General features: G+C 42.5%; 23 protein-coding genes and 1 pseudogene. 10 read left to right on the top strand and 14 right to left on the bottom strand.

Features of this window, described 5'->3' with window-relative positions; genetic code table 11:
- The coding region (locus tag CDG79_RS44255; RefSeq protein ID WP_223278447.1) for a hypothetical protein at positions 1-212 on the top strand (212 nt) is incomplete at its 5' end.
- A gap of 104 nt (positions 213-316) precedes the next feature.
- Positions 317-562: pseudogene (locus CDG79_RS31805) on the top strand (tyrosine-type recombinase/integrase); the annotation flags it as partial.
- 61 nt (positions 563-623) lie between these two features.
- On the opposite strand, the gene CDG79_RS31800 reads toward CDG79_RS31805, so the two are convergent.
- From CDG79_RS31800 to CDG79_RS31770, 6 genes are all read right to left on the bottom strand, one after another.
- Positions 624-923 (bottom strand): hypothetical protein, encoded by a 300-nt coding sequence (locus tag CDG79_RS31800; RefSeq protein WP_094345685.1) that lies wholly within the window; start codon positions 921-923, stop codon positions 624-626.
- Between the two features lie 434 nt (positions 924-1357).
- Positions 1358-2374 (bottom strand): PDDEXK nuclease domain-containing protein, encoded by a 1017-nt coding sequence (locus CDG79_RS31795; protein WP_094345684.1) that lies wholly within the window; start codon positions 2372-2374, stop codon positions 1358-1360.
- A gap of 102 nt (positions 2375-2476) precedes the next feature.
- Positions 2477-2752, bottom strand: a complete 276-nt coding sequence (locus tag CDG79_RS31790; RefSeq protein WP_094345683.1) for a hypothetical protein — start codon at positions 2750-2752, stop codon at positions 2477-2479.
- Complete coding sequence (gene parA / locus CDG79_RS31785) at positions 2739-3389, bottom strand: ParA family partition ATPase (RefSeq protein ID WP_094345682.1); 651 nt, start codon at positions 3387-3389, stop codon at positions 2739-2741. The genes CDG79_RS31790 and parA overlap by 14 nt, the downstream gene beginning before the upstream one ends.
- 1264 nt (positions 3390-4653) lie before the next feature.
- Positions 4654-7761: a tetratricopeptide repeat protein gene (locus tag CDG79_RS31775; protein WP_094345680.1), complete on the bottom strand. Its 3108-nt coding sequence runs from the start codon at positions 7759-7761 to the stop codon at positions 4654-4656.
- A gap of 4 nt (positions 7762-7765) precedes the next feature.
- Positions 7766-8224 (bottom strand): hypothetical protein, encoded by a 459-nt coding sequence (locus CDG79_RS31770; protein ID WP_094345679.1) that lies wholly within the window; start codon positions 8222-8224, stop codon positions 7766-7768.
- A gap of 220 nt (positions 8225-8444) precedes the next feature.
- On the opposite strand from CDG79_RS31770, the gene CDG79_RS42945 reads away from it, so the two are divergent.
- The 3 genes from CDG79_RS42945 (at position 8445) to CDG79_RS31765 (ending at position 9305) form a co-directional block, all read left to right on the top strand.
- On the top strand, positions 8445-8597 hold the full coding sequence (locus CDG79_RS42945; protein WP_189525208.1) for a hypothetical protein: 153 nt from the start codon (positions 8445-8447) through the stop codon (positions 8595-8597).
- Positions 8587-8775: a hypothetical protein gene (locus CDG79_RS41555; protein WP_143855636.1), complete on the top strand. Its 189-nt coding sequence runs from the start codon at positions 8587-8589 to the stop codon at positions 8773-8775. The genes CDG79_RS42945 and CDG79_RS41555 overlap by 11 nt, the downstream gene beginning before the upstream one ends.
- A gap of 257 nt (positions 8776-9032) precedes the next feature.
- Entirely contained in the window at positions 9033-9305 is a 273-nt protein-coding gene (locus CDG79_RS31765; protein WP_094345678.1) for a GlsB/YeaQ/YmgE family stress response membrane protein, read from the top strand.
- Positions 9306-9776: 471 nt separating this feature from the next.
- On the opposite strand, the gene CDG79_RS31760 is transcribed toward CDG79_RS31765, so the two are convergent.
- Together CDG79_RS31760 and CDG79_RS31755 are read right to left on the bottom strand one after the other, a co-directional pair.
- Entirely contained in the window at positions 9777-10541 is a 765-nt protein-coding gene (locus CDG79_RS31760) for an AIM24 family protein (RefSeq protein WP_223278446.1), read from the bottom strand.
- A gap of 108 nt (positions 10542-10649) precedes the next feature.
- A complete protein-coding gene (locus tag CDG79_RS31755; RefSeq protein ID WP_094345677.1) occupies positions 10650-10955 on the bottom strand; it encodes a hypothetical protein in 306 nt (101 codons plus the stop codon).
- Positions 10956-11138: 183 nt separating this feature from the next.
- Between CDG79_RS31755 and CDG79_RS31750 the strand changes: the two genes are divergently transcribed.
- Positions 11139-11555 carry a hypothetical protein gene (locus CDG79_RS31750; protein ID WP_223278445.1) on the top strand — a complete coding sequence of 139 codons (417 nt, stop codon included), beginning with the start codon at positions 11139-11141 and terminating at the stop codon, positions 11553-11555.
- Between the two features lie 69 nt (positions 11556-11624).
- Here CDG79_RS31750 and CDG79_RS31745 read toward each other — a convergent pair whose 3' ends face one another.
- The 5 genes from CDG79_RS31745 to CDG79_RS31725 form a co-directional block, all read right to left on the bottom strand.
- Positions 11625-13499 (bottom strand): site-specific DNA-methyltransferase, encoded by a 1875-nt coding sequence (locus CDG79_RS31745; RefSeq protein WP_189525207.1) that lies wholly within the window; start codon positions 13497-13499, stop codon positions 11625-11627.
- A gap of 45 nt (positions 13500-13544) precedes the next feature.
- Positions 13545-13727, bottom strand: a complete 183-nt coding sequence (locus CDG79_RS31740) for a hypothetical protein (RefSeq protein ID WP_094345675.1) — start codon at positions 13725-13727, stop codon at positions 13545-13547.
- Between the two features lie 8 nt (positions 13728-13735).
- The gene (locus CDG79_RS31735; protein ID WP_143855635.1) at positions 13736-15799 is read right to left on the bottom strand and encodes a hypothetical protein; all 2064 of its coding nucleotides are present in this window, start codon (positions 15797-15799) and stop codon (positions 13736-13738) included.
- Positions 15800-15826: 27 nt separating this feature from the next.
- Entirely contained in the window at positions 15827-16546 is a 720-nt protein-coding gene (locus CDG79_RS31730; RefSeq protein ID WP_094345673.1) for a DEAD/DEAH box helicase family protein, read from the bottom strand.
- Positions 16547-16633: 87 nt separating this feature from the next.
- A complete protein-coding gene (locus CDG79_RS31725; RefSeq protein ID WP_094345672.1) occupies positions 16634-16882 on the bottom strand; it encodes a helix-turn-helix domain-containing protein in 249 nt (82 codons plus the stop codon).
- Positions 16883-17434: 552 nt separating this feature from the next.
- Here CDG79_RS31725 and CDG79_RS31720 point away from each other — a divergent pair.
- From CDG79_RS31720 to CDG79_RS31705, 4 genes are all read left to right on the top strand, one after another.
- Positions 17435-17629: a hypothetical protein gene (locus CDG79_RS31720; RefSeq protein ID WP_143855634.1), complete on the top strand. Its 195-nt coding sequence runs from the start codon at positions 17435-17437 to the stop codon at positions 17627-17629.
- A gap of 64 nt (positions 17630-17693) precedes the next feature.
- On the top strand, positions 17694-18152 hold the full coding sequence (locus CDG79_RS31715) for a hypothetical protein (RefSeq protein ID WP_094345670.1): 459 nt from the start codon (positions 17694-17696) through the stop codon (positions 18150-18152).
- 66 nt (positions 18153-18218) lie between these two features.
- A complete protein-coding gene (locus CDG79_RS31710) occupies positions 18219-18458 on the top strand; it encodes a hypothetical protein (protein WP_094345669.1) in 240 nt (79 codons plus the stop codon).
- A gap of 174 nt (positions 18459-18632) precedes the next feature.
- On the top strand, positions 18633-20177 hold the full coding sequence (locus tag CDG79_RS31705) for an FAD-binding domain-containing protein (RefSeq protein ID WP_094345668.1): 1545 nt from the start codon (positions 18633-18635) through the stop codon (positions 20175-20177).
- On the opposite strand, the gene CDG79_RS41550 is transcribed toward CDG79_RS31705, so the two are convergent.
- Positions 20149-20370, bottom strand: a complete 222-nt coding sequence (locus CDG79_RS41550; protein ID WP_143855633.1) for a hypothetical protein — start codon at positions 20368-20370, stop codon at positions 20149-20151. The genes CDG79_RS31705 and CDG79_RS41550 overlap by 29 nt on opposite strands.
- Positions 20371-20536 lie beyond the last annotated feature (166 nt).

Genomic DNA, 20536 nt, shown 5'->3' with positions numbered 1-20536 from the left:
GGCACAACACTTTATATGGAAATCCCTGCTTCAAACTCTTAAGGAATGAGGTAGAAGATTTTGTCATTGAAAAATATGGGTCGGATTATTTAAAAACTCAAAAGTGCAAAGCTGAATTATCAAAAATTAGTACAGAAATCCGAAGTTTGAAGCGAAAAATATCTGAATTAGAAAAAAGAAAAGAAGAACTTTTAGCAACCATTAATTCTTGACTGTATAAAAATCTCTTCTCACACTATCACCCATTTTTAGGTTAGATTGCCCACCTTACCCGCCCACCAACGCAATAGCAAGCGTTTTCGGGTGGGCTTTTACTATCCAGACCCACAGCTTCAGGCGTACTGCCTTAACCCAGATGAGCAATGCTGGTATTCCCTTGAGGGTAATACAGGAAATTTCGGGGCATCGGAATTTAGAACAGTTGCAGAGATATTTGGAAGTGACTGACGCTCAGGTATTGGGAGCGGCGGCGGCGTTGTCGATGTTGTCACCTGTGGCTAGAAATGGTGTAGAGCTAGACACTGATAAAAAGCTAGAAATTGATGCGAATAGTCCCCGTTAGGGGTAATAAGTTGTCGAAACTCAGGACAAATCTACTACCCAGACCAAGACACAGCAACGTTTTAATCCCCTTGCGGGGTAATAAGTCTTAGAAAATGGGACGGTTCCCACTGACGTTCAAACTGCGGTTGACAAGTTTCCATCCCCGTTAGGGGAAGAGGTTTAGAAAATATTACGTGGATTTTCTGACGACGCTCGTAGACCGTATCACGTTTCCATCCCCTTTCGGGGCAATGAGTTTGTAAAGTCTCAATATCGGCAAGGACGCAGGCGAGAAAGCGTTTCCATCCCCTTGCGGGGCAATGACTTTGTAAAGTTAACCCCTCCGGCACAAGCAAGACCACCAGTTCAAGGGTTTCCATCCCCTTGCGGGGCAATGACTTTGTAAAGTGGACTGTAGTCTTGATTTCTTCTGCTGTTATTTTGAGTTTCCATCCCCTTGCGGGGCAATGACTTTGTAAAGAGAGTTCACTTCTGGAAACCTTACAGAGATAGGGTTTGAGATACCCAAATCGACACCACTTTTTCTAGTGTCAATAACTCCCAATAAATTCTCAATAATTAGTGGATTTCACAGCTTGGAAACGTTGCTGTGTAAGCAATCGACACCAGTCAACGAAGTTATGCGGTTTTCAAGGTTCTGGCGAGTGGTGTCGATGAGCAATCAACACATCTGGAAAAAAGGTATAGTACTTTACCTATAAATGTCAATATTTTGTAAAAACCCTTAATGATTTGGGCGTGGATGTCGTTAAATAGTAGTATGACGACATCTCTTGAGAGGGGGCAGGGAACATCACCCATCATTTACCTCCAAAAGCCGCCTTAACTCCTGCTTTAAAACCTCCGGATCTGGCAAATAAAGTTGATATCTTGACACAAAAAGCTGATTAGAAATACCACCCGTCGCATACTCAACCAAAATCTCATCCTTATCTCGCGCCAACACAATCCCTATTGGCTCGTTGTCATCCTCCATATTCTCCTCAGCGCGAAAATAATTTAGATACATATTCATCTGTCCAATATCCTGATGACTTACCGCTTGCGTCTTCAGATCGATTAAGACAAAACACTTGAGAATGCGATGATAAAACACCAAATCCACAAAAAAATGCGTGTTGTTTAACGTAATTCGGTATTGCTGCCCAATAAATGCAAACCCCTTGCCCAACTCAAGTAGAAACTTCTCCAACTCAGCAATTAAACGATTTTCTAACTCACTCTCACGATAATTGCGGTCTGGTAAATCCAAAAACTCGAACACATAAGGATCTTTGACCACATCCCGCGCCGACTCGAACCGTTGCCCATCCTTAGCCAGTGCCAAAATCTCCGCCCGTTCCTTACTCAACGCCACCCGCTCAAACAAAGCCGAATCCTTCTGGCGTTTCAACTCCCGCACACTCCAGCGATCTTGGATGCACTGCTGCTCATAAAATGACCGCGCCAAATCATCCGAAATAGCTAAAAGCTCCGTATAGTGCGACCAACTCAATTTGCCAGACAGTGTTTGGCAATTCTCATAGTTCAAATAAAACAGACGCATATACTGCAAATTAGAACGGCTAAACCCCTTACCATACAACGCTTTCAAATCTCGTGAAAGCACCTGTAACAACTTACTGCCATATTCTGCCCGTTCCTTGCCCGCTTGCTCAAACTCGACAATATAACGCCCAATCTGCCAGTAAGTTTCTACTAAAACTGAATTAACCTGCTCAAAAGCCCGTTGTCGCCCCAACGCCAAACACTCACCAATGCGATCTAACAACTGCTGATATGAACCATCATTAACCGTTAAATCACTCATAACTCAAACCCCAACGAGAGCCAACTGCGTCTGAAATCTCCAAACAGTTGTAATAATGTAATTATGTAAATAAATACAAGTGTAATAATGTAATTTCTTACATTAGCTTTTTAGCTCCTCCTCAACTAGAGCAATCATATATTCCTTAATGGTGATGCCTTTTTTGGTAGCACGGATTTTAATCTCCTGGTGCTGTGCTGAGGTAACTTCAAAAGTGACTCGCTTGCTTTTGCCGTTGTTAACTTCTTCTGTCCCTGTAGTACTAGGAGTTTCAGCACCATTACGACTTTCCACCCACGCTGCTGCTTCATCTTTTACAGGCGTTTTCTGAACACCTGGCCTCAAGCTTAGTTTTTGTGATTTTTTAACTTCTGCCATGATTGGTTTCCTCCTTCGCCGCTAATATCTCCTCAACAACTGCTCGTACTTCATCACTGGCAGCACTTTTCGGGGCAGCTTCCAAAACAGTACTACCAATGTTTAAACACTCAGCAAATGCTACCCTTTGACTTATCTGTGCTTTTAACACTGGAAAGGGGTATTCTCCTAAAACTTCAGTTACTTCTCGCCCAAGAGCAGTGTTCACTATCTTTCTGTTGATTAAAAATGCTGCTGTTAGGTCTGGCTTATATATAGTGGCCTCTTGTACCAGTTCTACTACCTCATGCACTGCCCACACATCCAAAGGAGATGGTTGTACAGGAACCAGCACAAAATCCACTGCCATGATTGCTGATCTGGTTAAGTCAGAAACTCTTGGCGCACCATCAATGAAAACAAAATCATACCCCTGCGCTAGTTTGGGCAATTCTTTATGCAAGATAGGACGATCCAAACCAATAACGCTAAATGGAGCCTCACCATTACGTGCTGCTGCCCAGTCACGGGTTGAGCCTTGAGGGTCAGTATCAACAAGTAATACTCGATACCCTCTCATCGAAAAAGCATGAGCCAAATGGATAGATACTGTGGTCTTGCCACTGCCCCCCTTCTGGTTCAAAACTGCAATTTTCATAAATGTGTTTTTGTAAAAATGTAATTCATTAGGTGATGACAAATTCCAGAAAGTAACAATACCAAGCTTAATCCCTAAATTACAAATTTACAAATGCACAAAAGAGTATTAATACAAATGTAATTAATTACAAAAATACATTTATAGCTATCAATTGACCACTTTTACACGGTCTTTGTATCTCAGTAATGTAAAGCTAAATTAATTACAAGCTTATCTCATGTCTGTTGTGATCTCAAGGCAGGCTTGTTTGTTATTAGTAGAGTACATTCTCTCAAGAAACCCAAATTACACGGTTGTCGGCTCAATGCCAAAAAAGCGATCGCGTTAGCTCAATATATATAGGCAGTAATTACACGTAATGGCTCTTTCATTTAATGCGCTCGCAGTTTTGATGTCGGAAAAATTCTATATAATTCTACCGTAAAGGGTGATTATACGGAAACTTTCTGTATAATAAATAGTTGGGCGGGGGAAAGGCAGTATATGAGCAGCAATTCTGAGAGATGGCGGCGTATGGTTCAAGTATAAGCGGTACTCGAACGTACTTTGTTGTTAAAACGCGATTCTTTCGCTCTCTTCAATGGAAGGGAGCTTCGTAACATGTGCATTTCAGCAGGGAGGTTCGGATGAAAAACTTTGTTCCAACAAGTATCGCATTGGCAGGTCTTGTGCTGCTTGCTGCGTCCGCAGCGCCCATACACGCGCAATGTGCCGCGCCGAAGTATGTTAGCGGAGTTTGGAAGGCGAATGATGGGGGCACATACCACCTTCATGCCATCGGCAGTACCATTTGGTGGGTCGGAATGAGCGGTGACGACGGTCGTTCCTGGACGAATGCGTTCAAAGGTACGCGAAACGGCAATATCATTGATGGGGAGTGGGCCGACGTTCGCGGACAAGCGTGGGGACATGGAACGCTCAAGCTACGGATCTCGGGTACAACTTTTATGGAGAAGATCGACGGCACTGGCAGCGGATTCGGCGGGATTCGTTGGGGCCGTGGCGGATGTAACGACACGCAAGGCAACCCGGGGTAGTGTGAAGGTAGCTGCAACCAGGGGCAAACTCAACAGTTTAGTTTATATAAATTGATAAATATGTTTTCCGCCCAAGCAGCGATCGCTCTTGTTGGGTTAATCTGCGGCTGAATGCCAAAAAGCGATCACGCCAGATCAATATATATAGGCAGTAATTACACGTAATGGCTCAAAAGTGTAACGCTGCACTACTAGCTTGTTTATAATTTTTAACTAGACTGGTGTTAAGCATAATTATCGCGCAAGGATTTCAGATTTTCACAGATAGTGGCTGTACTGGGATGATCTACCCCCAACCTAAGTTCAGTAATTGCCAAAGCTTTTTGATACAGTGGTTCCGCTTCGCTGTACCGTCCTTGGGAACGATAGAGTAAAGCCAGGTTGTTGTAACTGGTGGCGACATCGGGATGTTCTTCTCCCAGCAGCCGTTGCCTTAGTTCTAAAGCTTTTTGATGCAGAGGTTCTGCTTCCGTGTACCGTCCTTGGTTACGGTAGAGTTCTGCCAGATTGTTGTAACAGTCGGCGACATCGGGATGTTCTTCTCCCAGAAGCCGTTGCCTTAGTTCCAAAGCTTTTTGATGCAGAGGTTCGGCTTCCGTATACCGTCCTTGGTTACGGTAGAGTACTGCCAGATTGTTGTAACTGGTGGCGACAAGCGGATGGTCTTCTCTCAGCAGCCGTTGCCTTAGTTCCAAAGCTTTTTGAAACAAAGGTTCGGCTTCCGTGTACCGTCCTTGGTTATGGTAGAGTGATGCCAGATTGTTGTAACTGCTGGCGACATCGGGATGTTCTTCTCCCAGAAACCCTTGCCTTAGTTCTAATGCTTTTTGATGCAGAGGTTCGGCTTCGGTGTACCGTCCTTGGTTACAGTAGAGTACTGCCAGATTGTCGTAACTTTGGGCGACATGCGGATGGTCTTCTCCCAGAAACCCTTGCCTTAGTTCTAATGTTTTTTTACACAGAGATTCGGCTTCAGTGTACCGTCCTTGGTTACGGTAGAGTGATGCCAGATTATTGTAACTGCTGGCGACATCGGGATGTTCTTCTCCCAGAAGCCCTTGCCTGAGTTCTAATGCTTTTTGATACAGAAGTTCCGCTTCTGTGTACCGTCCTTGGGATTCGTAGAAAAAAGCTAGATTGTTGTAACTGGTGGCGACAAGCGGATGGTTTTTTCCCAGAAACCGTTGCCTTAGTTCCAAAGCTTTTTGATGCAGAGATTCGGCTTCGGTGTACCGTCCTTGGTTTTGGTAGAGTACTGCTAGATTGTCGTAACTTTGGGCGATATTGAGATGTTCTTCTCCCAGAAGCCGTTGCCTTATTTCCAAAGCTTTTTGATACAGTGGTTCGGCTTCGGTGTACCGTCCTTGGTTACGGTAGAGTACTGCCAGATTGTCGTAACTGGTGGCGACATTCGGATGGTCTTCTCCTAGCAGCGATTGCCAAAGTTCTAAAGCTTTTTGAAACAGAGGTTCCGCCTCTGTGTACCGTCCTTGGAAAAAGTAGAGAAAAGCCAGATTGTTATAACTGTAGGCGACATCCAGATTGTCTTTTCCTAGCAGTCGTTGCCTTAGTTCCAAAGCTTTTTTACACAGAGGTTCTGCTTCGGTGTACCGTCCTTGGTTACAGTAGAGTACTGCCAGATTGTTGTAACTGGTGGCGACAAGCGGATGGTCTTCTCCCAGTAGCCGTTGCCAAAGTTCTAAAGCTTTTTGATACAGTGGTTCGGCTTCGGTGTATTTTCCTTGGGAATCGTAGAGTACTGCCAGATTGTTGTAGCTTTCGGCGACAAGCGGATGGTTTTCTCCCAGCAGCCGTTGCCTTAGTTCTAAAGCTTTTTGATACAGTGGTTCGGCTTCGGTGTACCGTCCTTGGTTACGGTAGAGTTCTGCCAGATTGTTGTAACTTTGGGCAACATCGGGATGCTCTTCTCCTAAGCGTTCTCTAGCAACTGATAAACATTGCTCTAACCAAGGTAATGCAAGCGCATATAAACCCTGTCCCGAATAAAATCTATCTAAGCCAACAAAGGGCCAAATTAAATTTTCACCATTGACTGCATCAATCAGATTTTGTGCTACCTCTGCCAAATGAGGAATAGCGTCTTTGACTGAACTAATAAATTCTTGAGTTGGCGAATCAGGAATTTCCTGTGCCAGTTCTATCATTACTTGACAGAAATTATACTTCTGCTCAGACGTAGTAGCTAAGTCGTTTTGCTTGTCTCTCAGAAATTCACGAATTAGCTGATGTAATTGATAAATTTCTTCACCCTGTAACAAGTGCAAGTTTTCTAGTTCAACTCTGGTATCTTCTAATTTTTCAAAGTCTTGCTCAACAGCAGCACGTTCCACCAGTGACCAAGGAATCGAAGCCAAAGCAAATAAACTTAGTAAACAACCTAACTGTTGAGCATCGTCACTTAATTCTGACCAACTCAACTCAAAAGCAGCCGCTACTCCTCGTTTGATATTTAAAGTCCAAGTGGGGTCATTTTCATTCACTATTAAAGAAGGATGACCCAGCCCTTTTGACTCTAAACGTCGTAGTAATTCTGTTAAAGATATCCGGCGCTTTTTGACATATCGCCCAACTAGTTGCAATGCTAGGGGCAAGTATCCTAAACGTTGACAAAGTTCTTGAGCTTTTTCCAATTCTTGGTTTTTCTTTTCTTCTCCAATCAATTGAGCTAGTAATAATAGTGCATCTGACTCTTGCAAAACTGACAAAAACAGAGAATCAGCTAAATCTAGTTTTAATCTGGTTGTAATTAGGACTTTAAATTGAGATGGTTGTGGTGGTAGGTAGGGTTTTATATCGCTGTAATTCTTTACATCATCCAGAACTAGAAGAGTATTTTCCTGATGCCAATGCTTCCAGCACCAACGAACTCGTTCTAGTAATTCCAGATCATCTGGGGGTTGCAAACCTAAATCTGTTCTTGCAAATTGTACGATTTGCAATCCAATGTCTTCTTCTCTTGCTCGTAGCCAGCAGATCCCACCAGGGTAATTATGCGACTGCAAATGTAACAGTGAATACTGGATTGCTAATTCTGTTTTACCAACTCCCCCCATACCTTCAACAGCAGCAATTACTACTTCATGATTGCGTTGTAACTGGTGGTGGAGGCGTTCTAATTGCCGCGCACGTCCGACAAACTTATCTGTGCTACTGTCAGGAATATTTTGCGGAAAACCTGTTGGTTTAGGAATATTATTCAAATTGATAACAATTTGATAAATCTGATGAATATCTCCTATTGTGATGTCACGACCAGCCCAAACATTCTCCAAAATTCTTTGTACAACTTGAAAATCTGGATGGTTAGTCATGCTTTTAAGCTTCTTGGTTTAAATTGCCCAAATCAATGTTTGTAGCTTTGATCCCTTTTAGCATTTCTTGCTCAACTGAACCATCGCGCGTGGCTTTTTGGCTGATATCTTGTGCTTTTAAATCGCCACTTACTTCAATCTCACTCAGAACTACCTGACGTATTCTTTCATCTTGTGCTTGTAGCTTCACGACTAATTCCTTCAGTTTCTGAGCAAACGCTTCATCAGCATCGATTTGGGTTTGCAGTTCATCTTGTAGCTTTGTCTTATTCACTTCTGTAGGTTGATTTTGTGCGCGAGTCAGCAGCCCTTCTGTTCCCTCTGCTTTAAATTTTTCACGGATGGTGTTTACCAATTGAGTAAATGTATCGGTCACACCTTTACCTAACGTTTTTCCTCCTTCCTTGACTGCTTCAGAGAAAAACAAGGATACAATCACTGCTGCCGTTAGAGGTTCTACCATCAGCTTGCACTTAAATTTAGTATTAATAGTGATATATACAAGCTTACTGTACAACTTTTCAGATTTTTAGGCTTATTTATAATACGAGTGTTCAAGCTACAAACAGGGTCGTACTAGTTACACGATTGGGCTATTTCGTGTAACAGATGGCTCAAAGTCCTAATCTTTCGTAACCGTTCCGGGGCTAGAAGAGCGATCCTCAAGTTTCCTCGCTTGAAAAATGGGCAGGCTACATCCCTGGAACTACGCCCGTTTCCTCAATTACTGCACCGTTCGCCTAATTTTTCAGCGTGTTGGTGGTCGCTACCGCTTCATCCACAAACTACTGCAAGACCACTTCGCCCAAATGGAGTTTAAGCAGAATGTTGACTGAGAAAGAAACTACAGTTAGCGTAGTTTACCGCCGCAGGCATCGCTCCCCAGCAAATACAAGCGATCGCATGATTGCGTCTCGTAGAGAGGAAAAATTAAACGAGGTAGAGGTGCGATCGCCACCGAAAAGAGCGGGTACGCCATCGCACAAGAGTATCTGCTTTCAAACCTTAGCTTAATTCCTTAAGTAGATGAGAGAAATCATTAAAAATGCATATACTGCAATTATCAAGCAATGAATAAACGAAGCTCCTAGTTTTAGACCAATTAGGAGTTTTTTTTATTTGTTATCCATTTCAGTTATGGGGTATATCACGAGAAGTAACAGCATTCATCCTCAAGGCTATTAATAATTGATTCTGTTGGTAGATTGAATGTCAATGTTGGGATTGCTATTGTGTATTTGTAAGTCAAAAACGTCTATCGAATTAAAACAATGAATATTCTTGCTTGGATTGTTTTAGGTCTAATTGCTGGTGCGATCGCTAAGGCTATCTACCCCGGTCATCAAGGCGGCGGAATCTTAGCAACAATCTTATTAGGAATTATCGGTGCTTTTGTTGGTGGTAGTCTCGGTGTATTCTTCAGTACAGGAACCTTGACGTTAGCCGCCCCCACTTTGAGCATTCCCGGTATTGCAGTAGCGGTTCTTGGCGCAATTGTCGCTGTTTTCTTGTGGAACTTGCTAAATCGTCGCAGTGCAATCTAAGAAATTAAATTGGAATTAATTAATCGTAAAAATCTCTTAACTCATTTCACTATATTTTGTCCCTGAATTGAAATAAAACAATAGCGCTTACCTATATTTAGGTAGGCGCTAATATTATTTGCGGCAACGTTTACAAGTTGTCTTAAGGGCGATCGCCCCCGTAAAATTCTTAGAGGAAAAATTGCACACTTGATGAGCGATCGCCTACGCACCCACAAAGTAAAATCCCCACACTTGAGGCAGGGACTATATGCGAATGGCACTAAGAAAAGCTCTAAGCTATACGGAATAAGGGCTACAGCTTTAAAAGCTATTGAACAGTGGAGGAGGAATCAGGCGGTCGTCCTTGATGCAGTGTCATGGAAGCGATCGCCCTGGCAGAAGTGAACCACGAGTTCGCAAACGCCGCCCAAAAGTTTACCCCTTGATGACAAAACCCCGGCATGAATTACGCAAGTAATTGCAAACTGCTTAAACCACAAGTGTTTCAGCTTTTCTTAGTGCCATTCGACCAGGGCCAATAAAACGGTTAAGAGTGAATGAAATACCGCCAAGCATTACTCCAATTGCGCCCAAGATACCGCCACTAGATTGCAGCGCCGTTACTGTCTCCATCTTCACTGATGAGTCTTTCCACAACCATGCTCCTGGCTCAACATCGAGTACTTCCCCAGGAGCAAGGTACTTTTCAAAGACATTACCGTAACCGTGGATTAAAAGCAGCCCTCCCTGTTGTTGACCAATGAAGCGGTCAATAAATAAACCACCACTACGGCTAAAAAAGAGGTTTGCCAGCCCTCGCTGGAAAAAGAAACTGTACTCAATATTACTGGTAGCGAGTAAAAACTGATGTTCGCGCACGTCCACTGTCTGTCCACGCTCTAATTGCAGCACCACAATCTGTCCAGGTGCCTCACGAGAGAAAGCAATATTCCCTGGCCCATGTGCTTCACTGATAAAAATTTGCAGTCCGGCAAAGAAACGCTTGGCTGCCCCTTTTAAACCTTTGACACCAAGGCGAACATTCGGATGTTTCCACAGTAAAATATGATGCTCAAAGTAAATCGATTGCTGTTGCCCTAGATGGACATCTACTACAGGTACTACTTCTCCTTCAATTCTCAAGGTCAAGTCACCAGAATGAAAGATTTCTTTCGGATTTTTTAATTCAGGTATCGGTTCATTACTGAAGTCTGGCATAGTCTTTAAAGGATCGATGGTTGTTTTATAAATCATTTTCTCCCAAACTCCAATTGTTTTACGCGGATATGAGTTTGACCTCGACTACACAGCACGGGTGCATTAGGATTGTCAAAATTCCGAGTGTGGCTTGCGTTCGTCTACTCACTGCGTTTGATTAAACAGGGCGGATTCTACCAAAGAAGCACCTAACGAGTAACAACCGCTACGAACATCCTCTGGTACTGACAACACAGCTACATTATGGGGAGAGGTAAATCCCTCTTTGAAATCAATGCAACTTTTGACAATTGTCCATGAATCTGCAATAGCTGTGGGTAACTGTTTGTCAAATCCATGATTTGTATAATTTTGATATTGCTCTTGTAGTTTCTTCAAAGATGCTAAAAAACGCGCCTTTTGTTTGGCGTGTGACTGGCGGATCTCACAAATATTACGAGCTGCTGCCAATGTTTCTTTCTCCTGGAGTTTAGACTAAAAGCGATATGAGAGAACGCAAATAAAAAGGAATTAGAGGTTAAAAATACTATCTTGTCAGCCTTAAAGCATCCCTGACCTTTAACAATTATTGTGTAGTATGCCTGTGAGACAAGAATACAATAATGATAATCGAATAGGGGGGTGGGAGAGGAAATGCCTTCAATAGAAGAAGTTTGGCGACTTTACTTGCGTCGCTTTACCGTTGAACACTGGTATCGTTTTTTGAAACAACGCTTACATTGGACTGTTCCCAAGCTAGGCACTCCTAAACAATGCGAGCGGTGGAGTGACTTAATGCCTTTTATGACTTGGGAGTTGTGGTTAGCTCGTGATATTGTGACTGATAATCCTTTACCTTGGCAGAAGTCACTCGATAATTTGACTCCTGGACGAGTCGCTCAAACTATGGGTGGAGTTTTTGCGCTGATTGGTACTCCAGCCCTTCCACCCAAACCTCGCGGAAAGTCCCCTGGTTGGGAAGCAGGAAAAAAGCGTCACCGTAAAAACCGATGCCCGATTGTTAAAAAAACAGTAACACGACCACGTAAAGAAGCATCTGTTGCTGTTTAATACCTTAGATTATTCATACTTTTGCTAAGTCTCTGATTAACTCAGCCCTGCTGGGTCATTTTGTATGGCTTAGTCTAAACTCCAGACCTCTACCGTTGCACTGGCATCATTGCCGAAGACATCGACCAGACGAACTGCGATCGCACGTTTCCCGCTCGGCAGTTCTGGGCTTGCAGCCATAGTTACTACAGTTGATGCCTGTTTCCCATTACCTCGAATAGCCTGCCAAGTAGAGCGGAAGGTTTTACCGTCGTAATCCCAATCAATCGCCCAGTAGTCGATGAGCGCAGCAAAGTTGTCCTTAATAACCTTACGAAGTTCCACCTGTTCTGCTTCTGGAATGGGATAGTTCATCAACACATAGCGGTCAATCTTCAGAGTAATGACTACTTTGCCATCGCCAGCATTGCTCACTTCTGGCTTGCTAACTTTTAGATAAGGCTTTTCATGGAATGTAATTTTGTCCCGTAGACTATCTAACTCGTCTTCATTCTTAGCCTTCCTAAGATAGTTGTAGATTTCTGGGGGAATGGTCAGGGGCTTGATGTTAACCTTGAGCGGGGTTCTCAACGCCGCTTTTCGGTTCTCTAGTTCGGTGTTGAAATTGTAGTCATAATCCCAGGCCAATACTACTAGCGTTTTGTAGCCTGTACCGTCGAGAATTTCAGCCTCTTGAGCCAGTTCGATTACTTTTTTGGCAGTCACAGGTCTGTCTGGATAGCCTACATACACCAATTCAGGTTCTTGCCCGTCGGGGGTGTGGCTTCCAAGGTCGGGGCGATCGCTTCTGGGTGCTGCTCCGTATAGCTTAAGGATAATTCGCTGCATTTCATTGATTTTGCTACCAGATAGATAAATCATGTGGCGCTGGTAGTTGCCTATGTTTTCTAGTAAGAAGGGTTTAGCGCCCTGATTAACTAAGCGATTACGAGAAACTTGGATACCTACTTTGTCAAGGTTGCAACCAATCCAGCGACGGTTGAGTTTTTCTGCTACTGCCATTGTTGTGCCACTGCCGCAGAAGAAATCAGCGACTAGAGAATTTTCATTGGATGAAGTTTGGATGATACGTTCTAGAAGAGCTTCTGGTTTTTGGGTAGGATAGCCAAGATATTCATTTGCCTGAGAATTAATTACATAAATATCATTCCATAAATTTTGAATAGGCTGCCCTTCGTACTCATCTAAAAAAGTCTTTCTTCTAATTCTTTGTGATTTGTTAGAAGGAAAATATAATTTTCCTTTACTATCCCATTCTTCCATAGTTTCCATTGAAAATGCCCAACCTTTAGCAGGCGGTTTATATCCTTTGTATTCATAAATTAAACTTGAGCTTGGAGTAGATGAAGGATTAGTAACTGGGTCACGACTGTAAAGCCTTCCATCACCATCATCATAAACAAATCTCTGTTTGATATATTCCTTAACTTCTTCTGATGCTTTTGATTTAAGTGGATAAAATATAAAATTATCAGATTTCTTAAATAAGAATATTGTGTCAGTTACAGCACCATAACTTTTAGAGTTATTAAGCGCACCACCACGACGCTTCCAAATAATTTCGTTGACAAAATTTCTAGTGCCAAAAACTTCTTCAAGAAGAATTCTTAAATGACTGTTTACTCGCCAATCACAATGCACATATATACTTCCAGAGTCACTCAATAATCTTTTCATCAACTGCAAGCGTGGATACATCATATCCAAGTATGAATCTATACCTGTTTCCCATGTATCAGTGTATGCTAGTCGCTCAATTATGCTAGCTTCTTTTTCAACTTGCTGACCCTCTATAGTCATTTCGTAAGAGTAATCAGCATCACTATTAAATGGTGGATCAATATAAATTAAATCAATTTGACCAGCATAGCCCTGAGACAAAAGTGCCTGCATTGCAAGTAAGTTATCGCCCCAGATTAAACGATTTGCTTTGAACTTATTCATCTCATCAAATATCATAATATATTCATTTAGTCTAGATTTTATTTATTAGCTACTTCCGTACTCTGGAGTTACAAATAAAGGAATATTACCCTGATCCTGTTGAGGATTAGGAATTACAATTTCAGCAGTTTGGAACTCAATATCTCTGGGATTGGGAGCGCGTTTTGGCTTTGTATCCCACATCATTTTTACTGAATCTTTGCGTCTGCCTCTTGTTAGTTCACTCATAATTCCTCCTAAATATTCAAACCTAATTCACCATAAAGCCCAGCAATCAGCGCCTCTCGTTCCATTCGCATTATTGGCAGTAGCGCATTAAAGGAAGCACCTTCATGTGTTTCAAACACACTTTGTTTGAGAATGATGTACTCCCACTCTTGAGGCTGCGATCCCGGCGGAGTTACTGTAGAAGCAGCCTTACACCAAGCAACAGCAGCCTGAGCCTTCAAAGCTGTGCTGGGGTCGCCTATAAGGTGGTCGCCCTTTGTCTCAAACAAAAATATCCGGTCAGCAGTTTTAACAACAAAATCTGGCTCATACTTGCGCTGAATTCCTCGGTCATCTCGCCACGCAATAATCAAATCGTGCTTCCGGTCTAGCTTGGCAAATGCTAAAACTTCCGGTGATGGATTCAGCAGTTTGCTGATAATCCGCCGCTCAAACCCCCCCTTAACCGTCTGCACAGCCTGATAAGGATAAATGCAGCGCTGTACAGCTACCATGTTTGACTGTCGCATCAATAGCCGAGAGACATCAGACAGTTTGCGCCACACTGCCCCAGGCTGATATTGCAAGTCACCTGTCGCCCGTGCGATCGCAGAACGGATTTGTTTAACGATAAAATCAACTATCTGCTGACTTTGAAGAACTATATAGTTCTCAGGGTCAGTGAAATCAATGTCTTCGGTGAATAGCCAACGGCTGACATATTCATCTGCTAAAGCGGCAATCTCAGAACTGAAGGCGGTTAGGTGCATCATCTTACCTGACTGTGTAACCGTCCTAGCTATTTGCTGTAAGAAAAAGTTGTAGTCAAAGTAATCGTTTTCTAGTACCCAAGTCTTAGCCTTCGTTTCTGTCTCAACGTGAACATCAGTTATCAACGTCTTAGCTGACATCTGTTTTTGTAATGAAAACTTGACTGGGTAATGCCCCAAAGAATTCACTTCAATATCAGCTAAGTTAGGGATAGGGGTATTGTCAAAAATTTGTATAGGCCAGCAAATGTCATACTTGGGAATTCGTAAAGTATCAGCATCTACTACAACTAAATCACCCGCGGCCTTTTGTCCCGAACTGTCACCTGAGCCAACAGTGTAACCCTGCGATCGCAAGTAGTTCTCGTAAAAGTCCTTAAACTTGGGGTGTTCCACCAGGAACAAACAATCAAAAGCGTTGCTGGGCTGTTCCCGGTTGAGAAGTTGCTGCCGTGCTTCTTTCTTTAGGTCTTGAATCTGGTCATACTCAGGTTTGTAATCTGGGAACATCACCCGTAGACCACGCCCAACAACTTGCTCCAGGAGTAGGTCAGCTTCACTGGCTCGGAGCATGACAATTACACAAATGTTATGACGGTCAAAACCTTCTCGAACTGATAGCACCGACACTACCACCCGCAGGGGTTTATTGCCGTTGTCGATGTCTTCTAGCTTTACCTCAGCAGTCTTATAATCAGCGTCTTTTAAGTTGGAATGGTAAACCACCACGCGCTCACTGTCGTAGTAGTTGCCATCTTCATCAGGCAAGGCGGCGAAGTGTTCACCCACAAGGTCAGCAACATCTGTTTCCTCAGCTAATACCAGCATTACAGGCTTGCGGTTAATCCCATTAACTTTAAATTCCTGTGTCAGCTGCTCTAGTTTGGATTTGCCAATCTCCAGCATGATTTTCTGACCACGGGACAAGCCAATAATTTCACCCCGCTTTCTCCCTATAGCTGGTGTGCGTTCTGCCCTAAAGTCCAAATCAGCTAAGTTAGCCCCCTGGCGCTGTTCCAAGAATAGCTGCTTAACCAGCATATCTGTTGAAGCTTGGGGTAAATCGTAGTCATAGACAATATGAGGGAAGTAGTCTTTATTGTCTCCACTGCCATAAAAGGGAGTTGCTGAAAAATCAATCTGCTGAAAAACTCGGTATGGTGCTGACTCATGACGCTCTTGTTGGCATTGCTTTAAGAAAGTCATAAACCGCCGCCAGATTAGCTCCTCATCTTTTCCTGTTTCAGAATTGGGTCGTTTGGTAGCGTGGACGTGATGAGCCTCGTCATTAAGAACGCAGATATCAGGATATTCAGTCAGCAAGTCTGCAATAATTTCTGCTTTGGGAATTTACTCACGTTCCCCCATAAATTCTTCCCACAGTGACGGTTTATCCTTCGCAAACCGGAACTGCTGCCAGTTTGTCACCATTAAAAACGCGCCATCAGTGAGAGTAAGATTTTCTCGAAAGTCATCGGGGGTATATAGCTCATAGTAAAAGCGATCGCGCCATCGCGTACCAGGGGGTACAAACAACGGCTGGCTTAGGTCAAATTCAAGAGACACTAAAATTCGCTTCTGTACTTCCCGTCCAGGAGTGACAATCAAAAAACGGCTGGTAAATAAACCAGGACGCTCATCGTTTAGAGCATTGAAGTAGTGCCATACTATGAGCGCATTTAACACCCAAGTTTTACCGCTACCCGTTGCCATTTTTAAGCAGTATTTGGGGAAGCTAATCGGGTTTAGTTCATCCTGCAAAGCCTTTGAGCGAGTAACCGCTTGAACTGTAGGACTTTCAGGAGCAAAATTCTCATACAGCTGGTAAGGGTTTTCAATCCCTAAAATTTCATGGCAGTAGATGATAGTTTCAATCGCCCGCTGCTGGCATTGATGGAACTGTGGCCCGTCTCTGTCCTCTTCAAACCAGTAGCTCAAAAGTTCTGATGTAGTCTGTGTAACACCAGCCCAGCCCGTATTTCGCCATCCTTCAACCTCACCTTGCAGCAGGGTCGGAATCAGTAGCCCTATAGTGTTGGCAGTATTTGCTCTGCGTTTGGCTTGCACCATGTAGTTATCCCCTGAACTAAATCCAATTACTGCGATAAGCCGTAGGCATGGCTTCGCTTACCGCTCATACCAAAACTGAGCAAACAATTAATTCGGCAAATACTTAGCCAACAAATCTTGACCCTCGCCGCCCATCTTCTCCAACATCCCCTCAATCTTCTCCATCGCTAGCGGCGACGGCGTTGATCGTCCATTTTCCCAACGATTAATCGTGGTATAAGTAACGCCTAGAGTGGCTGCATACTGTTCTTGCGTTAGCCCAGCCAAAAGCCGCAAATCACGAATGATTCGCCCCACCTCTGGCTGTTTAATGGCCAAGGGTTTTTTGATAGTCATTTAATGAAAGAAACTTTACCTTCTAGCTTAAGTAGCCGATGCTATATTATTTGCTACATATTAACCATGCGAAATTGCCGCTTACATCAGTGAATACGCGCAATTTGTGTTTTTATAGTAAAATTTCTTGCTTGAATGAAGGGGAGTTTTTTAAGTGATGTGGAACTTAAAATCAAGCGAGGAAAAGTTGCTATGAGTGCGATGTCTCTACGCACTCCATCACCCCAACTACTAAAACAAAATCCCCGCACTTGAGGCGGGGACTGTGGCTTTCTCTAAGCAGTTTTATCAATGCAAATGTACTATAAACGGTGGCGAAAGACAAGCGATCGCCCTGCGGTAAATGCTTGTCTACGCTGTTTGGTAAGAGAACTTACACAAGTGATCCCACTCAGGCGTAGCCAGCCGTTAGGCATCGCCTATGCGTCACATTTAAAAGCATCATTCATTCTTGCCTCAAAATCAAGTCTAAAGATTAATTTAATACCTAATTTTTAAGAATATTCCCAGTATTATTACTAGTTTACAAAAATGATTTTGTCTTAATATCTTATGAATACCAGAATGGCGATCGCACGTCCAAACTTTGTAAATTTCATCACCGCCCTCGCCGCTATTCCCCTCCCACGGGATCTCACCGATGAGCGGGACGTACTAAAGGCAGGAAGAAAATCGTGTATAGGGCATGGTTTTGGACGGTTCTATGCTCAGTTAACTAAAAATTATAAAATTAGAATATTTGATTGATTTGATACTGGTAATGGTGCAAAATGTCCTAATGGTGTGGATTCGAGTTTTATAGGTTTGCCCAATGAGCTTGAGACAGGTTTATCACCAAAATAATCGTAAATCCTTACTTACTATTGGAGGCATAACTATTGTTGTCAGCCTATTTCTTTGTTTAGTAATGGGGATGTTTCTGCCAACTCTAGCATCCAGTTTTATTTTATTTATAATAATTGGTAGTTTTCTAATCGGAGTTGCAAACACTGAAATTGTCATTTCACCAGAAGGGATTGAGTTGCATCAATTCGGCTTTTGTACTAGATCCCCTTGGAGCAATGTAGCGAGTATAGCACCATTTCAATCAGGTAACGTTTCGACACAAGCGATTTACTTCCATCAGCCTGCTAAACAATTCTTTAAACTACTTCCGTTCCAGCCAGTTACTTCGATTAAAATGATTCCACTTTATCAATTTAGATTTGATGCCGATAGTAAATTAGGAAGAGATTTACGATTGTATAGACCTGATCTGTTTAATATTTGAGTTTTGAGAATATTAAGTTTGTTCTGATTTTTGAGGTTATTTAAATAGTTATCAGGCTATATTCTTTTGGTGTTTTACACTCCTGGTAAATGCTGGCAGTTTCGCGTGATTAGCCCCGATGGTTCAGTGTTTGGTTCCCAACAGATTTTTTACACTCCTCAAGCTGCACTCTTAGGCTGGTACCAGTTGGGTTGTTGGTGGCGGTGTTTAAGCGGGATTGATGGGGTGCGATCGCTCTTAAAGCCCAGCATAGGCGATCGCGTTCTTAGAGGAAATGTAGTAGACAGGCGTAGCTTGCCGCCGTAGGCGATCGCCCCCTCGCACCCCTACAGTTGCTCCATCTTCACACCTGCCACTTCCATCATCACCGTAGTAATCGGCACAAGCCGCCCCACAGTCGTGTATAGGTCATAGTTTTAGTTCCACCATTAAAATTATTTAGTACAATTGTATTATTAAGTTGATATAGAAAATTGAGTTATGCACCTTCTGTGGTTTCGTCGAGACTTACGTTTGACTGACAACGAAATTGTCACCTTAGCGTCTGCCAATAATGCCGCAGTTTTACCATTCTTCATTATTGACCCTTGGTTTTATCAATGGGTTGATGTCGGTAAAGGGCGGGTGCGGTTTTTGTTTGAGTCTTTAGAGAATCTAGATAGCAAGTTACAAAAATTAGGCAGCAAACTAATATTATTTGAAGGTAATTCTGTAGAGATTATACAAGAATTAACTCAACAATTAACACAGCAGGGACATAGACCAAAACTCTACTTAAATCGTGATGTCCAAGTCGAGTATGGTATTAGCCGAGATAAAACCGTAGTTAATTTGTATCAAGCATTAAATCTCGATTATCATCTGGGACTAAACAACTTTTTACAATCACAAGATAAACGTGAGCAGTGGTTTAACGAGTATTACACATACCAGAGACAATCTATTTATCAAACTCCCACTAATATCAACACTCCATCACTTTCTCTAAACGTACCCCAAATTACATTTTCTGAACTCAAACATAAATATCGTGCTTTTTTGCAAACACAGGTATATTTTCTTGGTGGAGAAACACAGGCACAAGCTACATTAAATTCATTTATTAAAAGTAGATTTAATGGTTATCATTGGAAACTTTCACGCCCTTGGTTAGCACAACAAGGAGCAACATCGCATTTATCACCACATCTGACTTTTGGTACAATTTCAACTCGCATTGTTTACCAACGTACTAAAGCACGGGCAGCAGAACTTACAAATCAGCCCAAAGCAGAATTTTCCTTAAAAGCATTTCGTGACCGTCTACGCTGGCACGATAGTTTTACACAACGCCTTTATTTTTACCCAGAAATAGCTTACAAAAACCGTTATCCAGAATTTGATGAATGGTATACACCCCTAGAGTTAGCACCAGAAAAACAAGAACTATTTCATGCTTGGCAGGAGGGAATGACAGGCTTTCCCCTAGTAGATGCCAGTATGCGACAACTAAAAACTATGGGTTGGATGAACTTTCGCATGAGGGCAATGTGTGCAACGTTTTTAACTATCAACTGTGGTATTTCCTGGCATCACGGTGCTAGACATTATATGAACTATTTAGTAGATGGAGATTTAGCAATTGATAATTGGCAGTGGCAGATGCAATCAGGTGTTACTAATCCGCTTAGTGATACTTTTCGCATATATAACCCAAATAAGAATATTCAGGAAAAAGACCCAGACCTCAAATTTATTTACTATTGGATAAGCGAACTAAAAGGGTACAGCCTACCAGAAATTATTCAAGGTAAATATATTGGCACTAGTTCTTATCCACAAACTATTTTAGATTGGGCTAAAACCCGCAAAGTTAACGGTAAAATCATCTCTGACCTTCGGAAAAAAGTAAGAGAAAGATTAACTCTCCAAGGTGGAACAGAATATGAAAGTGCAGTTGCAGCTAAAGAAACAGTCAATAAATACTGGCAGCACAAAGATAGACAGTACAAAGAATTCAAGGAATTAGAGGCAGAACTAGAGTAGAAAAGAAGAAGGATAGCGATCGCACCGAAGCGTGTGAAATTCGGGCTATGCCCATAAAAAATACAAGCGAGGAAAAATTAACTGCTTTGAGCGATCGCCCTTGGTGATGATGCATCGGCTGCTTAAGCGCCAGAATCTTACTTTTTTGAGTAAATCTCAGTGCGATCGCCACCGAAAAGAGCGGGTACGCCATCGCACAAGAGTATCTGCTTTCAAACCTTAGCTTAATTCTTTAAGTAGATGAGAGAAATCATTAAAAATGCATATACTGCAATTATCAAGCAATGAATAAACGAAGCTCCTAGTTTTAGACCAATTAGGAGTTTTTTTTATTTGTTATCCATTTCAGTTATGGGGTA

It is taken from the genome of Nostoc sp. 'Peltigera membranacea cyanobiont' 232 (assembly GCF_002245985.1).
GTDB lineage: Bacteria > Cyanobacteriota > Cyanobacteriia > Cyanobacteriales > Nostocaceae > Nostoc.
Note: the sequence above shows the minus strand (reverse complement) of the source record. Positions and strands in the feature narration are given on the sequence as shown.

Coding starts and splice junctions, on each gene's coding strand:
- CDG79_RS41555 (WP_143855636.1), top strand. CDS start 8,587: ATGTTGACTGAGAAAGAAACTACAGTTAGCGTAGTTTACCGCCGCAGG.
- CDG79_RS31725 (WP_094345672.1), bottom strand. CDS start 16,882: ATGACTATCAAAAAACCCTTGGCCATTAAACAGCCAGAGGTGGGGCGA.
- CDG79_RS31775 (WP_094345680.1), bottom strand. CDS start 7,761: ATGACTAACCATCCAGATTTTCAAGTTGTACAAAGAATTTTGGAGAAT.
- CDG79_RS31770 (WP_094345679.1), bottom strand. CDS start 8,224: ATGGTAGAACCTCTAACGGCAGCAGTGATTGTATCCTTGTTTTTCTCT.
- CDG79_RS31705 (WP_094345668.1), top strand. CDS start 18,633: ATGCACCTTCTGTGGTTTCGTCGAGACTTACGTTTGACTGACAACGAA.
- CDG79_RS31760 (WP_223278446.1), bottom strand. CDS start 10,541: ATGATTTATAAAACAACCATCGATCCTTTAAAGACTATGCCAGACTTC.
- CDG79_RS31745 (WP_189525207.1), bottom strand. CDS start 13,499: ATGAATAAGTTCAAAGCAAATCGTTTAATCTGGGGCGATAACTTACTT.
- CDG79_RS42945 (WP_189525208.1), top strand. CDS start 8,445: ATGGGCAGGCTACATCCCTGGAACTACGCCCGTTTCCTCAATTACTGC.
- parA (WP_094345682.1), bottom strand. CDS start 3,389: ATGAAAATTGCAGTTTTGAACCAGAAGGGGGGCAGTGGCAAGACCACA.
- CDG79_RS31795 (WP_094345684.1), bottom strand. CDS start 2,374: ATGAGTGATTTAACGGTTAATGATGGTTCATATCAGCAGTTGTTAGAT.
- CDG79_RS31740 (WP_094345675.1), bottom strand. CDS start 13,727: ATGAGTGAACTAACAAGAGGCAGACGCAAAGATTCAGTAAAAATGATG.
- CDG79_RS31720 (WP_143855634.1), top strand. CDS start 17,435: ATGAATACCAGAATGGCGATCGCACGTCCAAACTTTGTAAATTTCATC.
- CDG79_RS31800 (WP_094345685.1), bottom strand. CDS start 923: ATGGAAACCCTTGAACTGGTGGTCTTGCTTGTGCCGGAGGGGTTAACT.
- CDG79_RS31790 (WP_094345683.1), bottom strand. CDS start 2,752: ATGGCAGAAGTTAAAAAATCACAAAAACTAAGCTTGAGGCCAGGTGTT.
- CDG79_RS31765 (WP_094345678.1), top strand. CDS start 9,033: ATGAATATTCTTGCTTGGATTGTTTTAGGTCTAATTGCTGGTGCGATC.
- CDG79_RS31730 (WP_094345673.1), bottom strand. CDS start 16,546: ATGGTGCAAGCCAAACGCAGAGCAAATACTGCCAACACTATAGGGCTA.
- CDG79_RS31750 (WP_223278445.1), top strand. CDS start 11,139: ATGCCTTCAATAGAAGAAGTTTGGCGACTTTACTTGCGTCGCTTTACC.
- CDG79_RS41550 (WP_143855633.1), bottom strand. CDS start 20,370: ATGGCGTACCCGCTCTTTTCGGTGGCGATCGCACTGAGATTTACTCAA.
- CDG79_RS31715 (WP_094345670.1), top strand. CDS start 17,694: ATGAGCTTGAGACAGGTTTATCACCAAAATAATCGTAAATCCTTACTT.